At 70.5% G+C, this 22,012-nt stretch carries 22 protein-coding genes; 12 read left to right on the top strand and 10 right to left on the bottom strand.

Features of this window, described 5'->3' with window-relative positions:
- Nucleotides 1-32: 32 nt before the first annotated feature.
- Complete coding sequence (locus ACGFNU_RS29365) at nucleotides 33-1,043, top strand: DUF4192 domain-containing protein (protein WP_392598714.1); 1,011 nt, start codon at nucleotides 33-35, stop codon at nucleotides 1,041-1,043.
- A 351-nt stretch (nucleotides 1,044-1,394) separates the two neighbouring features.
- Here the strand turns inward: ACGFNU_RS29365 and ACGFNU_RS29360 are convergent, their stop codons facing one another.
- A complete protein-coding gene (locus ACGFNU_RS29360) occupies nucleotides 1,395-1,919 on the bottom strand; it encodes a TetR/AcrR family transcriptional regulator (RefSeq protein WP_392598712.1) in 525 nt (174 codons plus the stop codon).
- An 82-nt stretch (nucleotides 1,920-2,001) separates the two neighbouring features.
- On the opposite strand from ACGFNU_RS29360, the gene ACGFNU_RS29355 reads away from it, so the two are divergent.
- Nucleotides 2,002-2,406, top strand: a complete 405-nt coding sequence (locus tag ACGFNU_RS29355) for a nuclear transport factor 2 family protein (RefSeq protein WP_392598710.1) — start codon at nucleotides 2,002-2,004, stop codon at nucleotides 2,404-2,406.
- Here ACGFNU_RS29355 and ACGFNU_RS29350 read toward each other — a convergent pair whose 3' ends face one another.
- From ACGFNU_RS29350 to ACGFNU_RS29335, 4 genes are read right to left on the bottom strand one after another with little or no spacing between them, the layout of a single operon-like run.
- Nucleotides 2,407-2,856 carry a MaoC family dehydratase gene (locus tag ACGFNU_RS29350; RefSeq protein WP_392598708.1) on the bottom strand — a complete coding sequence of 150 codons (450 nt, stop codon included), beginning with the start codon at nucleotides 2,854-2,856 and terminating at the stop codon, nucleotides 2,407-2,409.
- A gap of 10 nt (nucleotides 2,857-2,866) precedes the next feature.
- Nucleotides 2,867-4,336, bottom strand: coding sequence for a long-chain fatty acid--CoA ligase (locus ACGFNU_RS29345; RefSeq protein ID WP_392598706.1), 1,470 nt, complete (start codon nucleotides 4,334-4,336; stop codon nucleotides 2,867-2,869).
- A gap of 27 nt (nucleotides 4,337-4,363) precedes the next feature.
- Entirely contained in the window at nucleotides 4,364-5,245 is an 882-nt protein-coding gene (locus tag ACGFNU_RS29340) for an amidohydrolase family protein (RefSeq protein WP_392598704.1), read from the bottom strand.
- A gap of 5 nt (nucleotides 5,246-5,250) precedes the next feature.
- Complete coding sequence (locus ACGFNU_RS29335) at nucleotides 5,251-6,276, bottom strand: SDR family NAD(P)-dependent oxidoreductase (RefSeq protein ID WP_392598702.1); 1,026 nt, start codon at nucleotides 6,274-6,276, stop codon at nucleotides 5,251-5,253.
- A gap of 98 nt (nucleotides 6,277-6,374) precedes the next feature.
- On the opposite strand from ACGFNU_RS29335, the gene ACGFNU_RS29330 reads away from it, so the two are divergent.
- Nucleotides 6,375-7,226 (top strand): PaaX family transcriptional regulator C-terminal domain-containing protein, encoded by an 852-nt coding sequence (locus tag ACGFNU_RS29330; protein ID WP_392598700.1) that lies wholly within the window; start codon nucleotides 6,375-6,377, stop codon nucleotides 7,224-7,226.
- Between the two features lie 365 nt (nucleotides 7,227-7,591).
- Here the strand turns inward: ACGFNU_RS29330 and ACGFNU_RS29325 are convergent, their stop codons facing one another.
- The gene (locus tag ACGFNU_RS29325) at nucleotides 7,592-7,963 is read right to left on the bottom strand and encodes a hypothetical protein (protein WP_392598698.1); all 372 of its coding nucleotides are present in this window, start codon (nucleotides 7,961-7,963) and stop codon (nucleotides 7,592-7,594) included.
- 219 nt (nucleotides 7,964-8,182) lie between these two features.
- Here ACGFNU_RS29325 and ACGFNU_RS29320 point away from each other — a divergent pair, with 219 nt between their 5' ends.
- From ACGFNU_RS29320 to ACGFNU_RS29295, 6 genes are all read left to right on the top strand, one after another.
- Nucleotides 8,183-8,959 carry a polysaccharide deacetylase family protein gene (locus ACGFNU_RS29320; protein WP_392598696.1) on the top strand — a complete coding sequence of 259 codons (777 nt, stop codon included), beginning with the start codon at nucleotides 8,183-8,185 and terminating at the stop codon, nucleotides 8,957-8,959.
- 84 nt (nucleotides 8,960-9,043) lie between these two features.
- Complete coding sequence (locus ACGFNU_RS29315) at nucleotides 9,044-9,589, top strand: DUF1707 and DUF4870 domain-containing protein (protein ID WP_392598694.1); 546 nt, start codon at nucleotides 9,044-9,046, stop codon at nucleotides 9,587-9,589.
- Between the two features lie 131 nt (nucleotides 9,590-9,720).
- A complete protein-coding gene (locus ACGFNU_RS29310; protein WP_392598692.1) occupies nucleotides 9,721-11,088 on the top strand; it encodes an FAD-binding oxidoreductase in 1,368 nt (455 codons plus the stop codon).
- A gap of 114 nt (nucleotides 11,089-11,202) precedes the next feature.
- Nucleotides 11,203-12,468, top strand: coding sequence for a class I SAM-dependent methyltransferase (locus tag ACGFNU_RS29305; protein WP_392598690.1), 1,266 nt, complete (start codon nucleotides 11,203-11,205; stop codon nucleotides 12,466-12,468).
- A gap of 172 nt (nucleotides 12,469-12,640) precedes the next feature.
- Entirely contained in the window at nucleotides 12,641-14,002 is a 1,362-nt protein-coding gene (locus ACGFNU_RS29300) for a cytochrome P450 (protein WP_392598688.1), read from the top strand.
- Between the two features lie 98 nt (nucleotides 14,003-14,100).
- Nucleotides 14,101-14,907: a transporter substrate-binding domain-containing protein gene (locus ACGFNU_RS29295; RefSeq protein WP_392598686.1), complete on the top strand. Its 807-nt coding sequence runs from the start codon at nucleotides 14,101-14,103 to the stop codon at nucleotides 14,905-14,907.
- Here the strand turns inward: ACGFNU_RS29295 and ACGFNU_RS29290 are convergent.
- The gene (locus ACGFNU_RS29290; protein WP_392598684.1) at nucleotides 14,904-16,316 is read right to left on the bottom strand and encodes a YibE/F family protein; all 1,413 of its coding nucleotides are present in this window, start codon (nucleotides 16,314-16,316) and stop codon (nucleotides 14,904-14,906) included. The two genes, ACGFNU_RS29295 and ACGFNU_RS29290, sit on opposite strands and share 4 nt — an antisense overlap.
- Before the next feature lie 125 nt (nucleotides 16,317-16,441).
- Here ACGFNU_RS29290 and ACGFNU_RS29285 point away from each other — a divergent pair, with 125 nt between their 5' ends.
- The 3 genes from ACGFNU_RS29285 to ACGFNU_RS29275 all read left to right on the top strand — a co-directional run bounded on the left by ACGFNU_RS29285 (nucleotide 16,442) and on the right by ACGFNU_RS29275 (nucleotide 18,763).
- The gene (locus tag ACGFNU_RS29285; RefSeq protein ID WP_392598682.1) at nucleotides 16,442-17,059 is read left to right on the top strand and encodes an RNA polymerase sigma factor; all 618 of its coding nucleotides are present in this window, start codon (nucleotides 16,442-16,444) and stop codon (nucleotides 17,057-17,059) included.
- Nucleotides 17,056-18,084 (top strand): CU044_5270 family protein, encoded by a 1,029-nt coding sequence (locus tag ACGFNU_RS29280; RefSeq protein WP_392598680.1) that lies wholly within the window; start codon nucleotides 17,056-17,058, stop codon nucleotides 18,082-18,084. Before ACGFNU_RS29285 ends, ACGFNU_RS29280 begins: the two co-directional genes overlap by 4 nt.
- Nucleotides 18,085-18,211: 127 nt before the next feature.
- Nucleotides 18,212-18,763: a YceI family protein gene (locus ACGFNU_RS29275; protein WP_392598678.1), complete on the top strand. Its 552-nt coding sequence runs from the start codon at nucleotides 18,212-18,214 to the stop codon at nucleotides 18,761-18,763.
- A 29-nt stretch (nucleotides 18,764-18,792) separates the two neighbouring features.
- On the opposite strand, the gene ACGFNU_RS29270 is transcribed toward ACGFNU_RS29275, so the two are convergent.
- From ACGFNU_RS29270 to ACGFNU_RS29260, 3 genes are read right to left on the bottom strand one after another with little or no spacing between them, the layout of a single operon-like run.
- Complete coding sequence (locus tag ACGFNU_RS29270; protein ID WP_392598676.1) at nucleotides 18,793-19,593, bottom strand: SAM-dependent methyltransferase; 801 nt, start codon at nucleotides 19,591-19,593, stop codon at nucleotides 18,793-18,795.
- A 28-nt stretch (nucleotides 19,594-19,621) separates the two neighbouring features.
- A complete protein-coding gene (locus ACGFNU_RS29265; protein WP_392598674.1) occupies nucleotides 19,622-20,635 on the bottom strand; it encodes a hypothetical protein in 1,014 nt (337 codons plus the stop codon).
- Nucleotides 20,632-21,975, bottom strand: coding sequence for an MFS transporter (locus ACGFNU_RS29260; protein ID WP_392598672.1), 1,344 nt, complete (start codon nucleotides 21,973-21,975; stop codon nucleotides 20,632-20,634). The genes ACGFNU_RS29265 and ACGFNU_RS29260 overlap by 4 nt, the downstream gene beginning before the upstream one ends.
- Nucleotides 21,976-22,012 lie beyond the last annotated feature (37 nt).

Raw genomic sequence — 22,012 nt, 5'->3', positions numbered from 1 at the left:
ACTCCACGTCACCGGCTGCCATCGTCATCCGCATGAAGACGACGACACCGCTGGTGATCCGTTCACCCGAGGACGCGATCGCCACCGTGCCCTACCTGCTGGGCTACCACCCCACCGAGAGCCTGGTGGTGATCGCGTACGACGGCCCGCACGACACCTGCGCGATGCGGATCGACCTACCCCGATGCGACTCCAGGGCGGCCGCTGAACACGTCGCCGCACGCCTCTCCCAGAACGCCTTCCGCCAGGCCCTCCTACTCGGCTACGGCACCCCCGACGAGGTAACCCCCGCCGTGGCGACGGCCTGGGAGACCCTGACCGCCCACAGGCTGCGGGTGGCCGAGGCCTTACGCATACATTCCGGCCGCTGGTGGTCCCTGACCTGCGTGGACGACACCTGCTGCCCGATTCTGGGCCAGCCCTACGACAGCTCCACCACCGCCATCGCGGCCCAAGCCACCTTCTCCGGCCACGTGGCCCTCCCAGATCGAGCCGCGTTGGCCCGCACGCTCGCCCCTCTCCAGGGAGAGCCCCGCACCGCAATGCGCGCGGCCACCGACAGAGCCGAGCAACGCTTCCTGTCCTGGACGCGCGAGGGCCTCACTCCCGCCGAGATCCAGTCCCGCCTGTCCGCCAGCGGCCTGGCCATCCTGAGCGCCCTGACACCCCACCCGGCCGACGACGACGTGGCGTGGCTGGGCGTGACCCTCACCAGCATGCGCGTACGCGACGAGGCCTGGATCCGCATCGACACGCACGACCCCCAACGCGACATCGACTTCTGGCGCGCCATCCTCCGCCGCGTCGAAGAGCCCTACGCAGCCGCCCCCGCCTGCCTCCTGGCCCTGGCCGCCTACGCCGCCGGCGACGGCGGCCTGGCCAACCTCGCCCTGGACCGAGCCCAGGACGCCGACCCGGCCTACTCCCTGGCCCAACTGCTCCGCGCCGTCATAGAGGCGGGCATCCCGCCGTCCGACCTGAACAAGGCCATGACCATGACCCCCGAAGCCCTGGCCGCCGCCTACGACTCCCGCAAGCCTTAACACCCCACCCACGCCGGCGACCACGCCGACCCCACGACCCCGCCCATCTCGTCGCCCCGCGTGGGCATCAGGCCAGGCCCCGGTCGAGCGCATGTGCGCGACACAGATACGACCCGGAGGCTTGCCAGGAGCAGGGGCGACAGTCAGCAGAGAGGAGGCCGACCACAGAAACAGCAGACCACCCCGCTCGTCCACGACATGACCACTGCTCGGAAAGGAGGCCGCCAGGTGTGAAGCCACGGGCTGGACCAACCCGGGCGTAGGTGTTCCACGAGATCCCCCTTGTCGCCCACGCCCCGGTCCAGCCCAGCCGCCCCGGGCCGCCCCCCCAGCGCCCGGGGCGACCGCGGGTCAGGTTGGGCGTAGGCCGGTGGTGATTACTTCCAGGGACTTCGGGGCGTCTTCGACGGCTCGGGAGGCGGCGATGAGGAGGGCCATGACCTCGGGCACGCCGATGTCCTGACGGACGGCGCCGGCCTGCTGGGCGCGGTCGAGGAGGGTTCCCAGGGCGGTGCGGAGACGGGTGGAGGTGGCCGGGTCGGTGGTGGTGGCGATCCCTGCGTCGGCCAGGGCCTGGAGGACGGCGTTCTTGGCCGGTGAACGCTTGACCACGCCCGTGAAGAACGTGAAGAAGGCGGCGCCCGGGTCGTCGGAGGCCAGCATGGCGTCCGCCTCTTGGGCGAGGCCGCGTATCAGCTCGGCGAGCACCGCCTCGAACAGGGACTCCTTGGTCGGGAAGTGGCGGAAGACCGTGCCGATCCCGACGCCGGCGCGGCGGGCGATCTCCTCGGTGGAGGCCGAGGTGCCGAGCTCGGCGAAGACGGCCTCGGCCATCTCGAGGATCTTGGTGCGGTTACGGGCGGCGTCGGCGCGCATCGGCTCCCTCGTTGACAAGCGGAGTGTTCACTCCGTATGTTAATCGGAGTAATCACTCCGGATTCTACCGTGAGGGGCTCTCATGGACGCGCGCGAGGTTTTCGGGCGGTTGCTGGCCTGCTTCACCGAGGGGCGCTGGCACGAGCTGGCCGACCTCTACGCCGACGACGTCGTGGTCGAGTGGCCCATGGCCCACCCGCCGCACCCCAAGAAGATGATCGGAAGCGAGGGCGTCCGGGCACGGGTCGAGGTCGCTTCGCGGCGGCCGTTCGAGCTGACGGCGCACAACGTCGTCGTCCACGAGACGGCCGATCCGGAAGTGATCATCGCGGAGTGGGACTACGAGACCCGCATCACCACCACTGGCCACACCTTCATGTCGGCCAATGTTCAGGTGGTCCGGGTGCGCGACGGCAAGATCGTCTCGACCCGTGACTACCACGACTTCCAGGCGCTCGCTCAGATCCCCCAGGCGGACGCCTCTTGATCAGCGGTAGAAGCGGGAGACGCTCTGCAGGACGCACACGGGCTTGGTGCCGCCTTCGACCTCGATCGTTCCGTCGACCGTGATCTGCACGCCGTTTCCCGCCACCTCGTCGACGGAGACCACCCGCGTGGTGAGACGGACGCGCGAACCGGCGGGCACCGGGGCAGGGAAGCGCACCTTGTTGAACCCGTAGTTCACCTTGGTCGTCACCCCGTCGACGTCCAGCAGCGCGCTGTGCAAAGGAATGAAGAGCGAGAGCGTCAGCATCCCGTGGGCGATGGGCGCCTTGAACGGTCCTTCCTTGGCCCGTTCGACGTCCACATGGATCCACTGGTGGTCGTCGGTGGCGTCCGCGAAGGTGTTGATCTGCTCCTGGGTCACCTCCAGCCACTCGCCGGGGCCGAACTCCTTGCCGACCAGGCCGGGCAGGTCGTCGATGTGCACGTTCATGGGGGTCCCTTCAGGTGCCGAAGGCGTCGCGCAGGCGGGCCTTGAGGAGCTTGCCCGCGGCGTTGCGCGGGAGCGTGTCGGTGAAGACGACTGATTTGGGGATCTTGTACTTGGCGAGGCGGCCGGCGAGGGCGGCCAGGACGTCCTTCTCGGTCAGGGGCGCGTCGGCCACGATCACGGCGCGGCCGACCTCGCCCCACGTGTCGTCCGGCACGCCGATGACGGCGCACTCCTGGACCCCGGGAACCGCCATGAGGGCGTGTTCCACCTCGGCGGGGTAGATGTTCTCGCCGCCCGAGATGATCAGGTCCTTGATGCGGTCGACGATGTAGGCGTAGCCGTCCGCGTCGATCCGGGCGGCGTCGCCGCTGCGGAACCAGCCGTCGGTGAAGGCCCGCGCCGTCTCGTCCGGCAGCCCCCAGTACCCCGACATGACGTGCGGGCCCTTCACGACGATCTCCCCGACATCGTCTTGCAGGCCGTCGATCCGCACGTCGCTGAAGAAGTGCGGCACGCCCGCGGAGCCCGCCTTCGAGACGGCGTGCGCCGCGTCCAGGAAGAGCGTGCCGGGCGACGCCTCGGTCATGCCGTAGCCCTGGAGGAACGTCAGCCCCCGTTCCTGGTAGGCGGCGATCAGCGTCGGCGCCACCGGAGAGCCGCCGCAGGTCAGGATCCGCAGCGACGACAGGTCGGCGCCGGCCCACCGCGCCGAGCGGGCGACCTGCTGGAACATCGCCGGCACGCCGAACATGAACGTCACCCGGTGACGTTCGATCAGGTCGAACGTGGCGTCCGGGTCGAAGCCGCCGACGATGACGCACGTGCCGCCCTTCAGCAGGACGGGCAGGGTCAGCATGTTCAGCCCCGCCGTGTGGAACAGCGGAGCCGACACCAGCGCCACCTCGTCCGTGATGAGGTCGGTGTCGACCAGGACGTTGATCGCGTTCCAGGTGATGTTGCCGTGGGTGAGGACGGCGCCCTTGGGCCGTCCCGTCGTCCCCGACGTGTACATGATCATGCAGGGGTCGTCGAGCCCCACCGGTTCGTCGATCGGGTCGTTCTGGGCGGCGCCGATGAGCTCCTCATAGCCGCTCGACACGTACGTCCGCACCTGGAGGTCCGGCCGGATCCCGTCGACCAGGTCGGCGTGCGTCCAGCCGTAGATCAGTGTCGAGGCGCCCGAGTCGGCGAGCTGGTAGGCGATCTCCGGGCCGGTCAGCCGGGTGTTGAGCGGGACGAAGACGCCGCCGAGGCTCCCGGTGGCGAAGAGCGTCTCCAGGAACGCCGGATGGTTCGGGCCGAGATAGGCGACCCGATCCCCGCGCCGCACGCCGAGGGAGCGCAGGGCGTGCGCGAGGCGCGTCACGCGGTCATGGAGCTCGGCGTAGGTGAACGGCCGGTCGTCATGGATGAGGGCGGGACGGTCCGGGGTCTTGCGGGCCCGGCGCGCCGGCCAGGACCCGAGTCCCTCGTTGCGCACGGCGTGCTCCTTCGTTCCGGAGGCGGCTCAGGAGTCCTTGCACAGGCCCAGCAGGCGGGCCGCGTTGTCCTTGAGAATCTTCGGCCGGACCTCGTCCTTCAAGGGCAGCTTCGCGAAATCGGCCATCCATCGATCGGGGCTGATGACCGGATAGTCCGAGCCGAAGAGCACCTTGTCCTGGAGAAGGCTGTTGGCGTACTGCACGAGCTGCGGCGGGAAATACTTGGGTGACCAGCCGGACAGGTCGATGTGGACGGTCGGCTTGTGCGTGGCGACGCTGAGGGCCTCGTCCTGCCAGGGGAACGAGGGATGCGCCAGGATGATCTTCAGGTGCGGGAAGTCGGTCGCCACGTCGTCCACGTGCAGCGGGTTGGAGTACTTGAGCCGGATGCCGCCGCCGCCCGGCACCCCCGCGCCGATCCCGGTCTGGCCGGTGTGGAAGAGCGCGATGCACCCGAGTTCCTCGATCGCCTCGTACAGCCCGTAGGCGAGCCGGTCATCGGGAAAGAACGCCTGGATGTTGGGGTGGAACTTGAAGCCCTTGACCCCGTGCTCCTCGACGAGCCGCCGCGCCTGCCGGATTCCCGCCTTTCCCTTGAACGGGTCGATCGAGGCGAACGGGATCAGCACGTCCGGATTGGCCGCGGCCGCCTCGGCGACCTCCTCGTTCGGCACGGGCGGGACGCCGGTGGCGTGCTCGGCGTCCACGGTGAAGACCACCGCCGCCATCTTGCGCTCGCGGTAGAAGGCGGCGATCTCTTCCAGCGTCGGCTTCCGCTTCGCGCCGTCCACCTTGAAGTAGGCGCTGGACGCCTCGTGCAGATCCTCGGCGAGAGACGAGGCGTCCCCGCGCGAGGAGACCTCGGCGTGCGTGTGGACGTCGATGGCGACGAGATCGTCGACGTTCATCCCGCTCACGCTCCGGAAACGGCGGGGCCGGGGGCGACGGGCCCGGGAACGGAGGCGGCCGGACCAGGGGTGTCGGGCCCGGGAACGGAGGCGCCGGGGTCGGGGGTGGCGGGCACTGCCGAGGCGGGGATGACGGGGGCGGGGATGCCGACCGTCTGCGGCTCGCGTCCGACCGAGGTGGGCCAGGCCGCCGCGATCGTGTCCGGCGTCCAGCCACCGTCGGCGTAGGCCACCGACGCCTCGTGCGGGTGCGACCACAGCGCCAGCTTGTCGCCGCCGATGCCGATGCACTGGCCGGTGATCTCGCGCGCGGCCTCGGAGGCCAGGAACGGGACGAGCGCCGCGCAGTCGCCGGCGGTGCCGAAGCCCTCGGCCTTGCGCAGGAAGTCCGGGAACGGCTCGCCGCGCCGCTGCGCCTCGACGTAGGGGGCGAACGCGGGGATCGTCTCGGTCATCGCGGTGGCCGCGACCGGCACGATGGCGTTGACGGTGATGCGCGCCTTGGCCAGCTCCATCGACCACGTCCGGGCCATCGCGGCGATGCCCGCCTTGGCCGCCGCGTAGTTGGTCTGGCCGAAGTTGCCGCGCTGCCCCGCCGGGGAGCCGACGAGGATGAGCGTGCCGCCCTCGCCCTGCTCGCGCATGCGGATCGCCGCCGCCCGCGCGCAGGTGAACGTGCCGCGCAGATGGACGCCCACGACCGCGTCGAAATCCTCGTCGGACATCTTCCAGAGCACCCGGTCGCGCAGGATCCCCGCGTTGGTCACGAGCACGTCCAGCTTGCCGAAGGCCTCCACGGCACGCGTGACCAGCCGTTCGGCGGTCTCCGCCGTGCCGACCGCGGCGACCTCGGACACCGCGTTGCCGCCCTCCTCGGTGATCGACCGCACGGCCTGCTCGGCGGCGGCCTCGTCGACGTCGTTGACGACCACCGCGGCGCCGGAGCGGGCGAGGGCGAGGGCGTACGCCAGGCCCAGGCCCTGCCCGGCTCCGGTGACGACGGCGACCTTGCCGGCCAGATCTACGGACATGAGGGCCTCCTGAGCAACGGGGTAATGCGAAGATAGGCGCGGGAATTACTGTCGTCAACAATGTGCACAACATCCGCGTTTGGCCCTACGCTGACGCCATGTACGAGGACCCGTCATCGCGGCTGCGGCCCCAGTCGCTCATGCTGACCTTCCTGGGCAACTACGTGCTGCGGCGCGACATCGCGGTGTTCTCGGGCAGCTACATCGAGGTCTTCGCCGGGCTCGGCGTGGGCGAGCACGCCATCCGGTCCACGCTCACGCGCATGGCCGGACGCGGGCTCCTCGCCCGGCACCGGCAGGGCCGGCGCATGCACTTCGGGCTGACCCAGCGGTCGGAGCGCATACTGCGGGACGGCGAGGCCCGGGTCTGGCGCCGCGGAGCCGTCAACGAGGACTGGGACGGACGCTGGACCGTGCTCTCGTTCTCCATGCCCGAGTCGTGGCAGCGCCAGCGCCACGACCTGCGCTCACGCCTGACGTGGGCAGGGTTCGGGCCCCTCGGCAACGGAACCTGGATCGCACCGTCCCAGGTCGACCTCGGGCCCGTGCTCGCCACCCTCGACGGCCTCGACATGAGCAGGCGAGTGAAGGTCTTCCACGGCACCGCCGGCGAGCCCACGGACGTGACGCAGATGATCCGCGACGCGTTCGACCTCGACGAGCTGGCCGCCGGCTACCAGGAGTTCCTCGACCGCTGGGACCGCCCGGACCCGATCCCCAAGGCCCCCCACGACCTGGCGCGCTACCTGTGGATGATGACCGAGTGGCTGCAGCTGATCCGGATCGATCCGCGGCTGCCCGTCCAGCACCTGCCGGACGGCTGGCCCGCGGTGCGCGCCCAGCGAGTGCTCCACGAGCTGCGCGAACGCTACGACGCCCCCGCCCGCGAGACCGCCGACCGCCTGATCGAGTTCATCCCCGCCGAAACCCCCGCCACCCCCGAGCCCTGAAGGTCGAGAACGCCGCCGTAGCCGTCGCCCACGACGGCGAGTGGACATGCCGCCGCGCGACCCAAGTGCCGCGGTGCTGACGAACGCCACGGCGCTGACGAACGCCGCAGCGCTGACAAGCGGCGCAGCGCTGAGGAACGGCGTGGCGCTGAGGAACGGCGCAGCGCTGACGAACGCTGCGGCGCTGACAAACGACGCGGCGTGCGCCGATGAACGGCGGGGCGCTGAGAAACGGCGTGCGCCATCGAGCCGCCGCGGCGTGCGCCCAAAGCGGCGGGCGGCCGCGCCAGATCGCTTGTATGTGGGAGGTGGAGATCACGTGCGTGGGCGTGCCAGATCGCGTGCGTGGCGGGGTGACCGGGGGTTCAGGAGGAGACGGCTTCGCCCGGGGAGCCTGGGTCGATGCGGCGGTCGCGGTTGCGCTCGTTCCAGGCGCGCATGCGCGGCGGGTAGCCGACGATCTGGACGTCGTAGATGGGCAGGCCCAGGTCGCGGGCGACCTTGCCGATGACCTTGGGGGAGCCGACGCGGCGGCGCGTCCATTCGCCGTCGTGGGCGACGGCCACGGCGGTGGTGTCGGTCGCGAACGTCTCGGGCTCGACGAAGAACTCGACGCCCTGCTTGCCGCGCGCGAACGCGATCAGCGCCTCGATGTCGGAGTCGGTGGCCTCGCGGTCGAGCCTGGTGACGGTCGAGCCACGGTGCTTGCGGATCCCGAACCGGTCCCGGAACCTCATCGCCTGTCCGTCCTCTGGTGCCGCCCCGGAACGGTTCCGGAGCACTGGGCGGGTACGAGGATAACGATCGCCTGGGCGGACAAGGTTCCATACCGGTCACGATCCAGCCCACACCGTCATGTTCAGGATGTCCTGGGATCGGACCCGCTCATACACTGACGTACCGTAAGGATCATCCTCTGGGCGGCATCCGAAGGGACCTGCATGCGCGTGACGGCGATGACCAGACGATGGGCCGGAGTCGCGGCCGCCCTGGCGATGTCGGGGGCGCTGAGCGCGCTCGATCCGGGGATCATGCCGGTCGCCGCCGCCCCCGCGCGGTCCGAGCTGAGAGCCGTGCCGGCCGCCGCCCGGCCGGTGGCGCCCGTCCCCGCGCCGCCGCGGAAGATCGACTGCCGGAAGCGCAAGTGCGTCGCGCTGACCTTCGACGACGGGCCGATGCCCAGCACGACCAAGCTGCTCAAGACCCTCGCGCAGAAGAAGGTGCGCGCGACGTTCTTCCTCATCGGCCAGAACGTGAAGAAGAAGCCGCAGATCGCGCGGGCGGAGCTGGCGGGCGGGCATGAGCTCGGCAACCACAGCTACACCCACACCGATCTGAGCCGCGCGTCGGCGAGCAGGGTGAAGTCCGAGCTCAGCAAGACCCAGTCGGCGATCAAGAAGGCCACCGGGGTCACGCCCAAGCTGATGCGCCCGCCGTACGGGGCCACGGACTCGACGGTCGCCTCGGTCACCCGGAAGATGAAGCTCGCGCAGATCATCTGGGCCGTCGACCCGAACGACTGGCGCGACCGCAACAGCAAGACGGTCGAGCGCAGGGTCGTGTCGGCCACCCGGCCGGGCTACATCGTGCTCATGCACGACATCCACCCGACCACCGTCGCGGCCGTCCCCAACATCATCAAGCGGCTGGCGGCCAAGGGGTACGTGTTCGTGACGGTCTCCGAGCTCTTCGGCAAGCCGCTCACCCCGGGCAAGAAGTACTCCAAGCGCTGACGTCCGCAGGGACGAGGGGAAGTCAGGGGCGTCTCAGGGACTTCCCCGATGGAAGGCGGCGGTCCGGCGACCGAGGATGAGGTCATGGACAGTAGTCACGCCACGGACCTGCGGGTCTCGGACACCGAACGCGAGCCCGTCATCGAACGGCTCCAGGAGGCCTACGCCGAGGGCAGGCTCGAACACGCCGAGTTCGACATGCGCATGCACCTCGCCATGACGGCCAAGACGAGGGGCGAGCTGGCCGGGGTGCTCTATGACCTCGCGCCGGCGCCCGTGCCGCCCCGCTTCACCAGACCGGCCCGGCCGGGGGACAGCCCCTGGGACGGCCCGCCGCCCACCGGCGAGGACCGGATGCTCGCGGCGGTCGCGCACGCGATCGGCTACCCGACCCTGTTCGTCGGGCCGCTGATCATGATGCTGCTGAGCGGCAAGCGGTCGGCCTACGTCCGCCGGCACGCGGTGGAGGCGCTCAACTTCCAGCTCACCGTGCTGCTGATCACGATCGTCACGTTCGGGATCGGCGGGATGCTGTACGCGCTCACCTGGATCGTGGCCGGGATCGCCGCCGTGATCGCGCTGACCGGCCAGTCGTTCCGCTACCCCTGGATCCTGCGCCTGGTGAAGTGACATCTGGCCCGATGTCCGGGAATGGGCTTTCGACGGCGCGCTTATTCCCTTCCCGACCTGTGACGACGCTCTCGTCCCGCTTATGTGGACCATACATGGGATGATCGGTTTACTGAGTGCGGGAGGGGTACATGACGGAGCTCTTGATCAAGGACGATCACCAGCGGGCGGTCGAGGCACTGCGCAGGTCGTACGAGGCGATCCCGGCCGGCACGTCCGTGCGGCTGGCGAAGAAGACCTCGAACCTGTTCCGGTGGCGTGACCCGTCCGAGGCTCCCGGCCTGGACGTGTCCGGGTTCGACCAGGTCCTGATCGTCGACCCCGAGTCGAGGACCGCCGAGGTCCAGGGCATGACCACCTACGAGGACCTCGTCGACGCGACCCTGCCGCACGGCCTGATGCCGACGGTCGTGCCGCAGCTCAAGACGATCACGCTGGGCGGCGCGGTCACCGGGCTCGGCATCGAGTCCACCTCGTTCCGCCTCGGGCTGCCGCACGAGGCGGTCCTGGAGATGGACGTACTGACCGGTAACGGCCAGATCGTCACCGCGACCCGCGACAACGAGCACCGAGATCTCTTCTACGGCTTTCCCAACTCCTACGGCACGCTCGGTTACTCGCTGCGACTGAAGATCCAGCTCATTCCGGTCAAGCCGTATGTGCGCGTCCGGCACCTGCGGTTCGAGGACGCGGCCGAGTGCGCGCGGGTGCTCGGTGAGATCACCGAGTCGAAGTCCTACGAGGGCGAGCCGGTCGACTTCATGGACGGCACCGTCTTCAGCGCCCGCGAGCAGTACATCACCCTGGGAGTCTTCACCGACGAGGCGCCCTACACCTCCGACTACACCGGCCAGGGGATCTACTACCGCTCGATCCGGGAGCGGTCGGTCGACTTCCTCACCGTGCGCGACTACATCTGGCGCTGGGACACCGACTGGTTCTGGTGTTCCGGCGCGTTCGGCGTCCAGAATCCGGCCATCCGCCGGATCTGGCCGGACAAGGCCAAGAGGTCGGACGTCTACCGCAAGCTCGTCGCGTACGACCGGCGCTTCCAGGTCGTCGCGCGGGTCGAGCGCTGGCGCGGGCTGCGGCCGCGCGAGGACGTCATCCAGGACATCGAGGTGCCGGTCGAACGGCTGCCGGAATTCCTGGAGTTCTTCCACGACAAGGTGGGGATGAGCCCCATCTGGCTGTGCCCGCTTTCGGCCACGGAACGCTGGCCGCTCTATCCGCTGGAGCCGGGCAGGCCCTACGTCAACGTCGGATTCTGGGGCACGGTCAGGCTCCCACCGGGGCAGATCCCCGAATACCACAACCGTTTGATCGAACGTAAGGTCGCTGCCCTTGACGGGCACAAGTCCCTCTATTCGACTGCTTTTTACAGCCGGGAAGAGTTCTGGCGCCACTACGACGGGGAGACCTACCGGCGGCTCAAAGAGTCGTACGACCCCGCCAAGCGGTTGCTGGACCTCTATGACAAGTGCGTGGGCGGGCGCTGACGGGCGTCCGCCGCATCGGGGGAAAGGCCCCGGAACGGGGCCGAGGACGGTCCCGGCGGGCCTGATGGTGACCCCATCGCCCTTGCCGGGGCGAAGAGAAAGGGAGGGACAAAGATGACGCTGGCCAAGGTCTTCGAGCGGCTCGTCGGGGCTCAGGCGCCAGTGGAGTTCACCGCGTACGACGGGTCGCGGGCGGGGGTTCCCGGTGCCGCCATCCGGTTCGACGTCCGTTCCCCGCACGCGGTGTCCTACCTGGTGCACTCGCCGGGCGCGCTGGGGCTCGCCCGCGCGTACGTCACCGGAATGATCGACGTCGACGGCGACATGTACACGGCGCTGTCCACGATGCAGCAGGTGCTCGGCGACATCACGCCGCGCGACAAGGTCAAGATTGTTGCCGCCGTCGCGCGGGACCCGCTGCTGCGCGCCGCCGTCAGCCGGCGGCTCGACCCGCCGCCGCAGGAGGCGCCGTTCAGCCGGGTACCCGACTGGCTCCGGCACTCCAAGAAGCGCGACGCCAAGGCGATCTCCCACCACTACGACGTCTCCAACACCTTCTACGAGTGGGTGCTCGGCCCGTCGATGGCCTACACCTGCGCCTGTTACCCCGAGGAGCACTCCACCCTCGAGGAGGCGCAGTTCCACAAGCACGACCTGGTGGCCAAGAAGATCGGCCTCAGGCCGGGCATGCGGCTGCTGGACGTGGGCTGCGGCTGGGGCGGCATGGTCATGCACGCCGCCAAGGAGTACGGGGTGAAGGCGCTGGGCGTCACCCTCTCCAAGCAGCAGGCCGAGTGGGCGCAGAAGGCCATCGCCGACCGGGGCCTGTCCGACCTCGCCGAGGTCCGGCACATGGACTACCGCGACGTCGCCGAGACCGACTTCGACGCGGTGAGCTCGATCGGGCTGACCGAGCACATCGGCAAGGCCAACCTGCCCGCCTACTTCGCGTTCCTCTACGGCAAGCTCAAGCCGGGCGGCCGGCTGCTCAACCACACCATCACCAGGCCCGACAACCTCGCGCCCGCGATGAAGCAGGCCGGGTTCATCAACCGCTATGTGTTCCCCGACGGCGAACTGGAGGGCCCCGGCTACATCCAGATGCAGATGAACGACGCGGGCTTCGAGATCCGGCACCAGGAGAACCTGCGCGAGCACTACGCCCGCACGCTCAAGGGCTGGTGCGACAACCTCGACGACCACTGGGACGAGGCCGTCGCCGAGGTCGGCGAGGGCACCGCCCGCGTGTGGAAGGTCTACATGGCCGGTTGCATCGTCGGTTTCGAGCAGAACTGGATCCAGCTCCACCAGACCCTGGGCGTGAAGCTGGACGCGAGCAACAACGCGCACATGCCGCTGCGGCCGGACTGGGGCGTCTGACGAACACCGCCCGGCCGGCGGCTGGCGCGCCGACAGCGCACCCGCGCCGACGCCGAACCGTGACGAGGCCGTCTCCCCGCGAGGGAGGCGGCCTCGTCCGTGTCCACGGCCACGTTTGGGGGTCGAGGGCCGGGAAAGCCCTCCGGGGATGAAGGAATCCAAGGGGGACGTGATGACGGAGACGGCGGAACATACGCGGCAGGCCAGCAGAAAGGCCAGGCACGACGTGTCGCGGGCTTCGGCAGGGGACAGCCTCCGTATCGCGTTGGAGGTGCTGGCGCCCACCCTCGCGAGAGGCATTCTCGCCAGGCGGCCCAGGGTCGCGGCCGCCGCCGAGAAGATCGACGCCGACCGGAGAGCGGGACGGCTGCTGCGCCGTCTGCGGGCCAAGTACGGGCCCGGCCCGCTCCGCCTGTGGTCGCCGTTGCGGTCGATCGCGCTGATCTGGTCCGAGGAGGACGTACGACGCGTCCTGGAGGGGGCACCGGAACCCTTCGCCGTGGCCAGCCGGGAGAAGCGGGCGGCGCTCTGGCACTTCCAGCCGCACGGCCTGCTGACGGCGAGGGGCGCCGAACGCGCCGACCGGCGGCGGTTCAACGAGGCCGTGCTGGACACCGCCAGGCCCGTCCACCGGCACGGAGACCTCATCGCGAGCAAGGTGGCGGACGAGGCGACCGGGCTGATGGCCGGAACCGGCACGCTGACCTGGGACGACTTCCGCGTCGCATGGTGGCGGGTGATCCGCAGAGTGGTGCTCGGCGACGCCGCGCGCGACGACGACCGCGTCAGCGACCTGCTGACCAGGCTGCGCATGGAGGCCAACTGGGCCTTCGTGCCGCGCCGCCCGCAGATCTACCGCGAGTTCCGGCGGTGCCTCGACGAGTACGTCCGCGCCGCGGAGCCCGGCAGCCTCGCCGAACTCGTCGCCACGACGCCCGCCACTGAACGCACCAAGCCGCAGGACCAGATGCCGCAGTGGTTGTTCGCCTTCGAACCGGCGGGCATGGCCGCCTACCGCGCCCTGGCACTCCTTGCGGCCCACCCCGAGCAGGCCCGGCGGGCGTACGAGGAGATCGAGGGCCGGGATCTGTCCAAGCCTCAGGACCTGCCGTTCCTGCGCGCCTGCGTCCAGGAGTCCGTGCGGCTCTGGCCGACGACGCTCGCGATCCTCCGCGACACCACGACCGAGACCGGCTGGGACGGCGGGACGCTGCCCGAAGGCACGGCGCTCCTGATCCCGACCGCCTTCGTCCAGCGCGACGAGGAGACGCTGCCGTACGCGGACACGTTCGCCCCCGACGTCTGGCTCGACGGCACCGCGGGGCGGAACTGGGCGGCGATCCCGTTCAGCGGCGGTCCGGGGGAGTGCCCGGGCCGCGACCTCGTCCTGCTGACCACGTCCCAGTTCCTCGCCCACCTGCTGGCCGGGCACACTTACCGGCAGACCGCCGGACGCCGCCTGTCGCCGGACCGTCCGTTGCCGCGCACGCTCGGCCCGTTCCGGATCGAGTTCGAGGTCGGGCGCAGAGCCTGATGCGGCAGAAGACGCGGTAAGGCCGACCATGAAATGATTGACTCCCGCCGGGGAAACCGGATGATCAGGGTGATCGTGTCCGGGGAGCTGGGGGTGACATGCGGCTGCTGGCGGTTGCCATCTTGCTGGGCGGGCTGATCGCGGGAGGCTGCGGTTCGGCTGAGGACGAGTCGATCCTCGGCAAGCGGACGTGGGCGGTGGGCGTCCGGCCGGACCTGCCGGGCCTGGGCCTGAAGCGGCCCGACGGCACGTTCGAGGGCTTCGACGTGGACGTGGCACGGTACATCGGCGGGAAGCTGGGGAGAAACGTCACGTTCGTCCAGGCCCTGGCGGCCGACCGCATCCCCAAGCTGGTCTCGGGGGAGGTCGACCTGATGGTGGCCGCGTTCTCCGTCACCCCGGACCGCAAGAACGACGTGGCGTTCGCCGGGCCGTACTACGTCTCGTACCAGGACATCCTCGTGCGCTCGGACGACACCGCGATCAAGGACGTGCGCGATCTCAACGGCCGGAAGATCTGTGCGGTGAGCGGCACCGACGCCGCCCAGAAGGTGGCCGCGATGCGCGGCGTCTCCGTCCAGATCACCTCCGCCACCGACTACGACCGCTGCATGGCCCTGCTCCGCGACCGCGCGGTCGACGCCCTCACCACCAACGACGTGATCCTCGCCGGCCTGGTCAAGCGGGAGGGCAAGGGCGTGCGGCTCGTCAGCGCCCGGTACGCCGAGCAGCGCACCGGCATCGGGCTGCGCAAGGGCGACCCGGACGGCTGCGAGGCCGTGAACAAGGCCATCACCGAGATGTACCAGGACGGCACCGCGGCGCAACTGGTGGGCAAGTGGTTCGGCGGGACGGGCCTCAACCCGCCGATCATCGCGGTCCCGCAGTTCGAGGGCTGCGACTAGCGCGCGTCCGCGCTGACGGCGTCCGGGTCCGCGTCAGTGGCAGGGACGTCGCCGTGGCCAGGCTCGTCCGCCTGGCCTGGCTCGCCCGTGTGGTCGAGCTTGCGCGTATGGTCAGGCTTGCCCGCAGGACCAGGCTCGTCGGCGTGGCCATGGCCGTGCTCGTCCGCGTGCGTGTGGGCGTCGGTGTCGGCGGGGGCGGATTTGTCGGCGTCCGCATGGGCGCGGGTGCGGGCCAGGGCGGCCAGGGCGGTCGTGATCGGAACCGCCGCGATCAGGCCGAGCGTGCCCGCGACGCTGCGGACGATCTCCTGGGCGACGGCGGGCGCGGTGAGGGTGTCGCCGAGGGGCTGCTGGGCGACGCTGAGCAGGATGAGCAGGGGCAGGGAGGCGCCCGCGTACGCCAGGATGATGGTGTTGATCACTGAGGCGATGTGGGCCCTGCCGATCCGGGCGGCGGCGCGGTAGAGCTGGCCGAACCGGTAGGCGGGGTTGGCGTGGGCGAGCTCGTTCACGGTGACGGCCTGGGTGACGGTGACGTCGTCCAGCACGCCGAGCGAGCCGATGATGATGCTGGCGAGCAGCAGGCCCTGGCCGTTGATCTGGTACGCCATGTCGAGGTTGAGGGCGTCCTCGTCGGTGAGGCCGCCCAGATGCGTCAGGTTGATCGCGACGGTGGCGAGCAGCCCGGTCAGGCTGAGGCTGGCGATGGTCCCGATCACCGCGATCGAGGTGGGCATCGAGAAGCCGTGCGTCAGGTACAGCACCGCCAGCATGATCGCGGCCGCGCAGACGATGGCGGCCAGCAGCGGCGGCCGCCCCTCCAGGATCGCCGGAATCAGGAACTGGAGCAGCAGCACGAACGTGATCGCCAGCCCGGCGAGGGCGGTCAGCCCGCGCCACCGGCCGAACGCGATGACCGCCAGCGCGAACGCCGCCCCGATCAGCCACAGCGGACCCGCCCGCTGGTGGTCGGACAGCTGGTAGGCGATGCCGTCGGGAGCGTCGGCCATGTGCACCACCTGGACGTCGTCACCGGCCGAGTAGCGCTGCGAGCCCGGGTCGCTGGGCAGCGGCGCGACGACGACCTGGCCCGCCTTGTCGCCGGCGGTCAGCTTCACCTTGGCGTCGCCGCAGCGCCGCGGGTCGGGCGCCGCCGCGCGCCGCCCGTCCGTCCCGGTGCCGTACGTCCCGGGCTCGGGCTGCGGGCACGGCTTGAGCTCGACCGCGGCGACCGTCCCGGCGATCTCCTTCGGCGCCTCGGAACCCGCGATCTCCGGCTGGTCCGGCCACAGGAACAGCACCGCGGCCAGCGTCGCGACCGCCACCGGCACGATGACGGCCAGCACCGCGATCCGTACCGATCGCGGCGACTCCGGCACCGTCCCGTCGTGCGAATGATTCGCGCCCACACCCAGCCCTTCCGCGCACACACAGGCTGACCAGTGTGTCGGCCCTCCCCGGCGCCCACAAATCGGCGCCGGAAATGATCGGATGAACCAGGGAACCGATCGGCTGGAACGGACACAAGCAGGCCATGACCCTCGAACCCCCAACGGACGCGGAGTTGTGGGAGCGTGCGCGGGACGGCGACGAGCAGGCCTTCGGCGAGCTCTTCGACCGGCATTCGCGCACCGTCTACAACTACTGCTTCCGGCGAACGGCGGACTGGTCGACGGCCGAGGACCTCACCTCCGTCGTCTTCCTGGAGACGTGGCGGCGGCGCGGCCAGGTACGGCTGAGCTCCGACTCCCTCCTGCCCTGGCTGTACGGCGTCGCCACCAACGTCCTGCACAACCATCGCCGCAGCCTGCGCCGCCACCGCGCCGCGCTGGACCGCGTCCGCGCCTTCCCCGCCGCCCCCAACGACGCGGCGGCGGCCGCCGCGCGGCTGGAGGCCGAGAGCGAGATGCGCGCGGTCCTCGACTCGATCAAGAAGCTGTCCCGGGGCGACCAGGAGATCCTCGCGCTCTGCGTCTGGGAGGGGCTCGGGTACGCCGAGGCCGCCGCCGCGCTGGGCGTCCCGGTCGGGACCGTGCGATCGCGCCTGGCCAGGGCGCGTAAGCGACTCCGGCGGACCACGGAACCTCATCGGGCGGACGGACATACAAGGGGCGATCGGCACACCGCGCTCTTCACGGAGGAAACCTCATGATCGACCAGCGACCCCCGATGCCGCCGGACCGGCAGGACCTGCCCGCCGGCCACCAGGCCGCCCGGCGCGTCCACCTCATGTCCGAACTGGCCGCCACCCGCCGCCACCGGCCCGTCCTCCGCTGGGCGGTCGGCGGTCTCGTCACCGCCGGTCTGTCCGGCGGCCTGGCCGCCGCGCTCATCCTCACCCCGACCGCCGAGATCGGGGGCAATCCGCCGGTGGCGCCTGCCAGCGCGGCAGAGATTCTCGATCGCGCGGCGGGTGCGGCTGCCAAGCCAGGTGCGGGCCCCCGTCCCGACCAGTACGTCTACACCGACGCCACCCAGCGGCGGCACCGGCTTCCCGCGAACGGCAGCGGTCCGGTGCGGGTGGAGTTCACCTTCCACACGAGGTCCTGGCAGTCGGTCAGCGGCAAGAGGCCCGGGCTCTTCATCGCCTCGGGCGACGACAAGGTGACTCGTTGGATCTGCGAAGCCGCGATGCCGAAGGTGACCAAGGAGCCCAAGAAGCTCTTCGAGGTCGACCCGGACAAGGTGCCGGGCGACTGCCGCAACGATCCCGCGTTCCGCAAGGATCTCCCGACCGACGCCAAGGCGATGCGTGCCTGGCTCTACCAGCACAGCCAGGGCGGTAACCCGCCCGACGTGCAGGTCTTCCACACGGTCGGAGAGACCCTCGGCCACCATCGGGCCTCTCCGGCGGCCATGGCCGCCATTTTCCAGGCCACGAAGACTCTGCCAGGCGTGACCCTTACCCGCGGCCAGGTCACCCTTGGAGCGCGCAAGGGAATCGCGATCGGGCAGAGCTGGCGCGGGATCAGGTACGAACTCGTCTTCGAGCCCACGACCTACCAGCTGATCGGAGAGCGCTGGAGCGTCGACCATGACCAGTCGTTCGACCCGCCCGGCGGCAAGCCGCGCGGACCGGCGTCCGCCGAGCCCCACCTGAAGGCGAAGCAGGGCACGGTGATGGAGTACACGGTGATCAACAAGTCGGCCTTCACCGACAGCGTCCCGAGGCCGTAGCGGGCAGACCGGCTGACCCAAAAGCCAGGCCCCGGCGCAGACCCGGGGCCTGGGCTCAGCGTGGCCCTGCCGGGGCCAGTCTCGACACGGTCTCCCTAGATCTCGCCGACCTCGGCAGGTTGGAGACATGACTTCCAACATGACCAACACGACGACGACCGAACTTCCCCTTGTGGCCGGGGAGTGGCCGCTGGACCCGTTCCACTCGGCGGTCGGGTTCTCGATCCGGCACCTCGGGATCTCCAAGGTGCGCGGGGCCTTCACCGAGTTCGAGGCCGGGCTCGTCGTCGGCGAGACCGTGGCGGAGTGCGCCGTCACCGCCACGATCTCGCTCGCCTCGATCGACACCGGCAACGCCGACCGGGACGCGCACGTCAGCTCCCCGGACATGCTCGACGTCGAGAACCGGCCGACGATGGCGTTCCGGTCGACCGAGATCGGCGGTCAGGGCGACGACTGGACGATGACCGGCGACCTGACCATCGGCGACGTCACCCGGCCCGTGACGCTCGCGGTCGAGTTCGGCGGCGTCGTGGACAACGTCGTGGACGGCCGCCGGCACGCCGGGTTCGAGGCCACCGGCGAGATCCGCCGGAGCGAGTTCGGCCTGACGTTCGCGCCCGGCCTGCTCGGCGAGGTCGTCAAGATCTCCCTCGACATGCAGTTCATCGAGCCCTGACGGGTCCGAGACTCAAGGTTCCCGCAGACTCAGGGTTTCCGCCCGAGGCCGCAGAACGCGTCGACCTCGGGCGGTTCCCCGAACGGGGTCGCCTCGGGCCGCCACCGCGACACCGTCACCACGCCGGGCTCCACCATCTCCAGCCCGTCGAAGAAGCGGCCGATCTGCTCGGGGGTGCGCGAGACGTACGGGGGCATGCCGCGCTCCTTGGCGGCCTTGATCGCCTCGTCGCGCTGCGAGCCGTGCACCACGCTCGTGCCGTCGTTGAGCGCCATGTAGCTGCCCGGGGGCAGGGCGTCGAGGAAGTGCCGGACGATCGCGTACGCCTCGTCGTCGTCGATCACGTTGCCCATGATCCCCAGCATCATCAGCGCGATCGGGCGGTCGAAGTCCAGGATCCGCGCCGCGCCGTCGAGGATCTTCTGCGGATCGTTCACGTCGGCGTCGATGTAGTCGGTCGCGCCGCCCGGGGTGCTGGTCAGCAACGCGCGGGCGTGGACGAGCACCAGCGGATCGTTGTCGACGTACACGATGCGGCTCTCGGGCGCGACCCGCTGCGCCACCTCGTGGGTGTTGTCGTGCGTGGGGAGGCCCGTCCCGATGTCGAGGAACTGGCGGATCCCCGCCTCCTGCGTGAGGTACCGCGTGGCGCGGCCGAGGAAGGCCCGGGAGTGCCGGGCGACCTCGATGATGTTGGGGAAGATCTCCATCACCTTGTCGCCGACCTCGCGGTCGATCGGATAGTTGTCCTTGCCGCCGACCCAGTAGTTCCACATCCGCGCCGAGTGCGGTCGGGTGGTGTCGATCTTCGGGTCCTGCCCGCTGGTCATGTGGCCTCCTCCGCCGATAGAGCACAACTTAGGGCAGAACGGCGGGAACCTGGGCGGCCTTCATGACGAGGGCCGGTGCTCCCGTCCCGTCGGCGGGCACGCGGTACTGGTCCGACTCGTACTCGGCCGGGATCGCGTACAGGAGCGTCTTGTCGTCCAGCCAGCCGACCTGGTCGTCCAGCGGCCGCTTCTCGGCGGTCGCGGTCTCCTTCATCGTGCGCAGGTCCAGGACGTGCAGCCGCCAGGGGAGGGACGACATATCGCCTTTGACGCGGTGCTTGAACGCGACACGCGTGCCGTCGGGGGACACCGAGGGGCATTCGGCGTTCTCCTTGAGCGTCCGCACGGTGCGGGTGGAAACGTTTCCGCGGACGAGATACGTCTTCCCCTTCGTGGCCATCGTCGCGTAAAAGAGATCGTCGCTCGCGAAGGTGACCCCCCAGAAATTGACGTCCACGGACCGGTAGGGCCTGCCGTCCTTAATGACCGTGAACTTCTCCATGTTGGGGTGCAGCGTCCACGTACGGGTGTCCACGATCGCCGTCCGCGTGGAGAAGTTCACCCCGGCGTACGAGTCGCCGCTCACGAACACCGTCCACGCCACCATGCGGCCGCTGGGCGAGACCCGCGTCCGGCTCGGCCCGCCGCCCGCCGCGTACCGGCGAAGCTCGCGCAGGCGGGAGTCGAGGATCAGCACGGAGAACGTGGTCACCGGCCCGCGCTTGGCCTGCACGCAGACGCCCGTGCCGCCCGCGGCGTGGAACTTGACGCAGGTGAGCGGTGCGGCCGTGCGCGTGCCGCCGGTGCCGTTCAGCGGCACGGAGGAGAGATGGTCGCGCTGCGGCCCCCAGGCCATGTTGCGGAAGAGGATCCGCTGGTGCCCGGTCAGGTCGAACGTGCCCTTCACCACGGCCGGTCCGCCGGGACGGACCTTGTCACGCGCGTCCGTACGGCCCGCCGCGTACAGCGTGTAGGTGACCGCGACGGCGGCGAGGGCGGCGCACGCGGCGACCAGGACGCGCAGGCGGGCGGCGGCGCTCAAGCGGACGGCTCCTCGGCGAGAACGGATCCGGGGCGCAGGACGAGGGCGACGGTGGCGGAGAGGGCCAGCGCGACGGACGCCACCATGATCGCCGGAGGCACGCCCCACATCGTCCAGGCGGCCCCGAACGCCAGCGACGCGACGAAGCGGGTCACGGCCTGCCCGGTCTGGACGAGCGCGAGACCGCTGGCCCGCAGGCCGGCGGGCAGGTGCGGCCCGGCAGCCGCCATCAGCACCCCGTCGGTCGCCGCGTAGAAGATCCCGTGCAGGGCCAGCACGCCGACGATCATCGCCGTCCCCCCGGACGGGACGAGCAGCAGTACGTAGGCGCCGAGCAGCGCGGCGTGCCCGCCCACGAACACCGGCCACCGCCCGATCCGGTCCGCGAGGAGGCCGAGCGGCATGGCGAGCGCGAGGAAGCCCGCCGCCGTGCCGAGCGGCAGCAGCGGGAACCACTGCGGCGCCAGGTCGAGCTTCTTCTGGATGAGCAGGAAGATGAACGCGTCGCTGATCGTCACGAGCCCGAGCAGCGCGGCACACCCGCAGATCCGCCGCATGGCGCCGATCCGAAGGAGCCCGAGCGCCCCCCGCACCGACGGCCGCACGCGCGCCGCCGCCCCACCGTCCGCCCACGCCTGCGCCGCCGCCCCGCCGTCCGGCCGCGCGTGCGACGCCGTCCCGCCGTCCGGGGGGCGCTGGACGAAGAGGAGCAGCACGAGCACGCCCGCCACGGCTATACAGCCGCTGACCACGAACACCGCGTCGTACGCGTCCACGGTCGCCCAGAGCAGCCCGAACGCGACCAGGGGCCCTAGGAGCGCCCCGGCGGTGTCCATGGCGCGGTGGACCCCGAACGCGCGGCCCTGATCGCCGGGGCTGGTGGACAGGGAGATCAGCGCGTCCCGGGGCGCGGTCCGCAGGCCCTTGCCCGCACGGTCCACCGCGAGCACGGCCGCGATCGCCGGAACGGTCGACGCCAGCAGCAGCACCGGCTTGGCGGCGGCCGACAGCCCGTACCCGAGGCCCGCGACGAGCTTGTGGCGGCGCCCCCGGTCGGCCGCGTGCCCGCCGACGAGCCGCACCAGTGCCGTGACACCGCCGTACACCCCGTCCAGCAGGCCGAACGCGAGCGGGCTCAGCCCGAGCTGGACGACCACGTAGAGCGGCAGGACGGCGGTGACCATCTCCGCCGACACGTCGGTGAGCAGGCTGACCGCGCCGAGCGCGAGGACGTTCGCCGGAACGGCCCGCACGGCCGCCGAGTCCCGCACCCGATCGCGCTCGACCCCCTCGGCGGCGTCCGCAGCGCGCGCCGTCGACAGGTACACGGCTCCCTCCACCCCCTCACCCGGCCTGACGACTACCTATGTACACCGT

This window comes from Spirillospora sp. NPDC048911, from assembly GCF_043198015.1.
Classification (GTDB): domain Bacteria; phylum Actinomycetota; class Actinomycetes; order Streptosporangiales; family Streptosporangiaceae; genus Spirillospora.
Note: the sequence above shows the minus strand (reverse complement) of the source record. Positions and strands in the feature narration are given on the sequence as shown.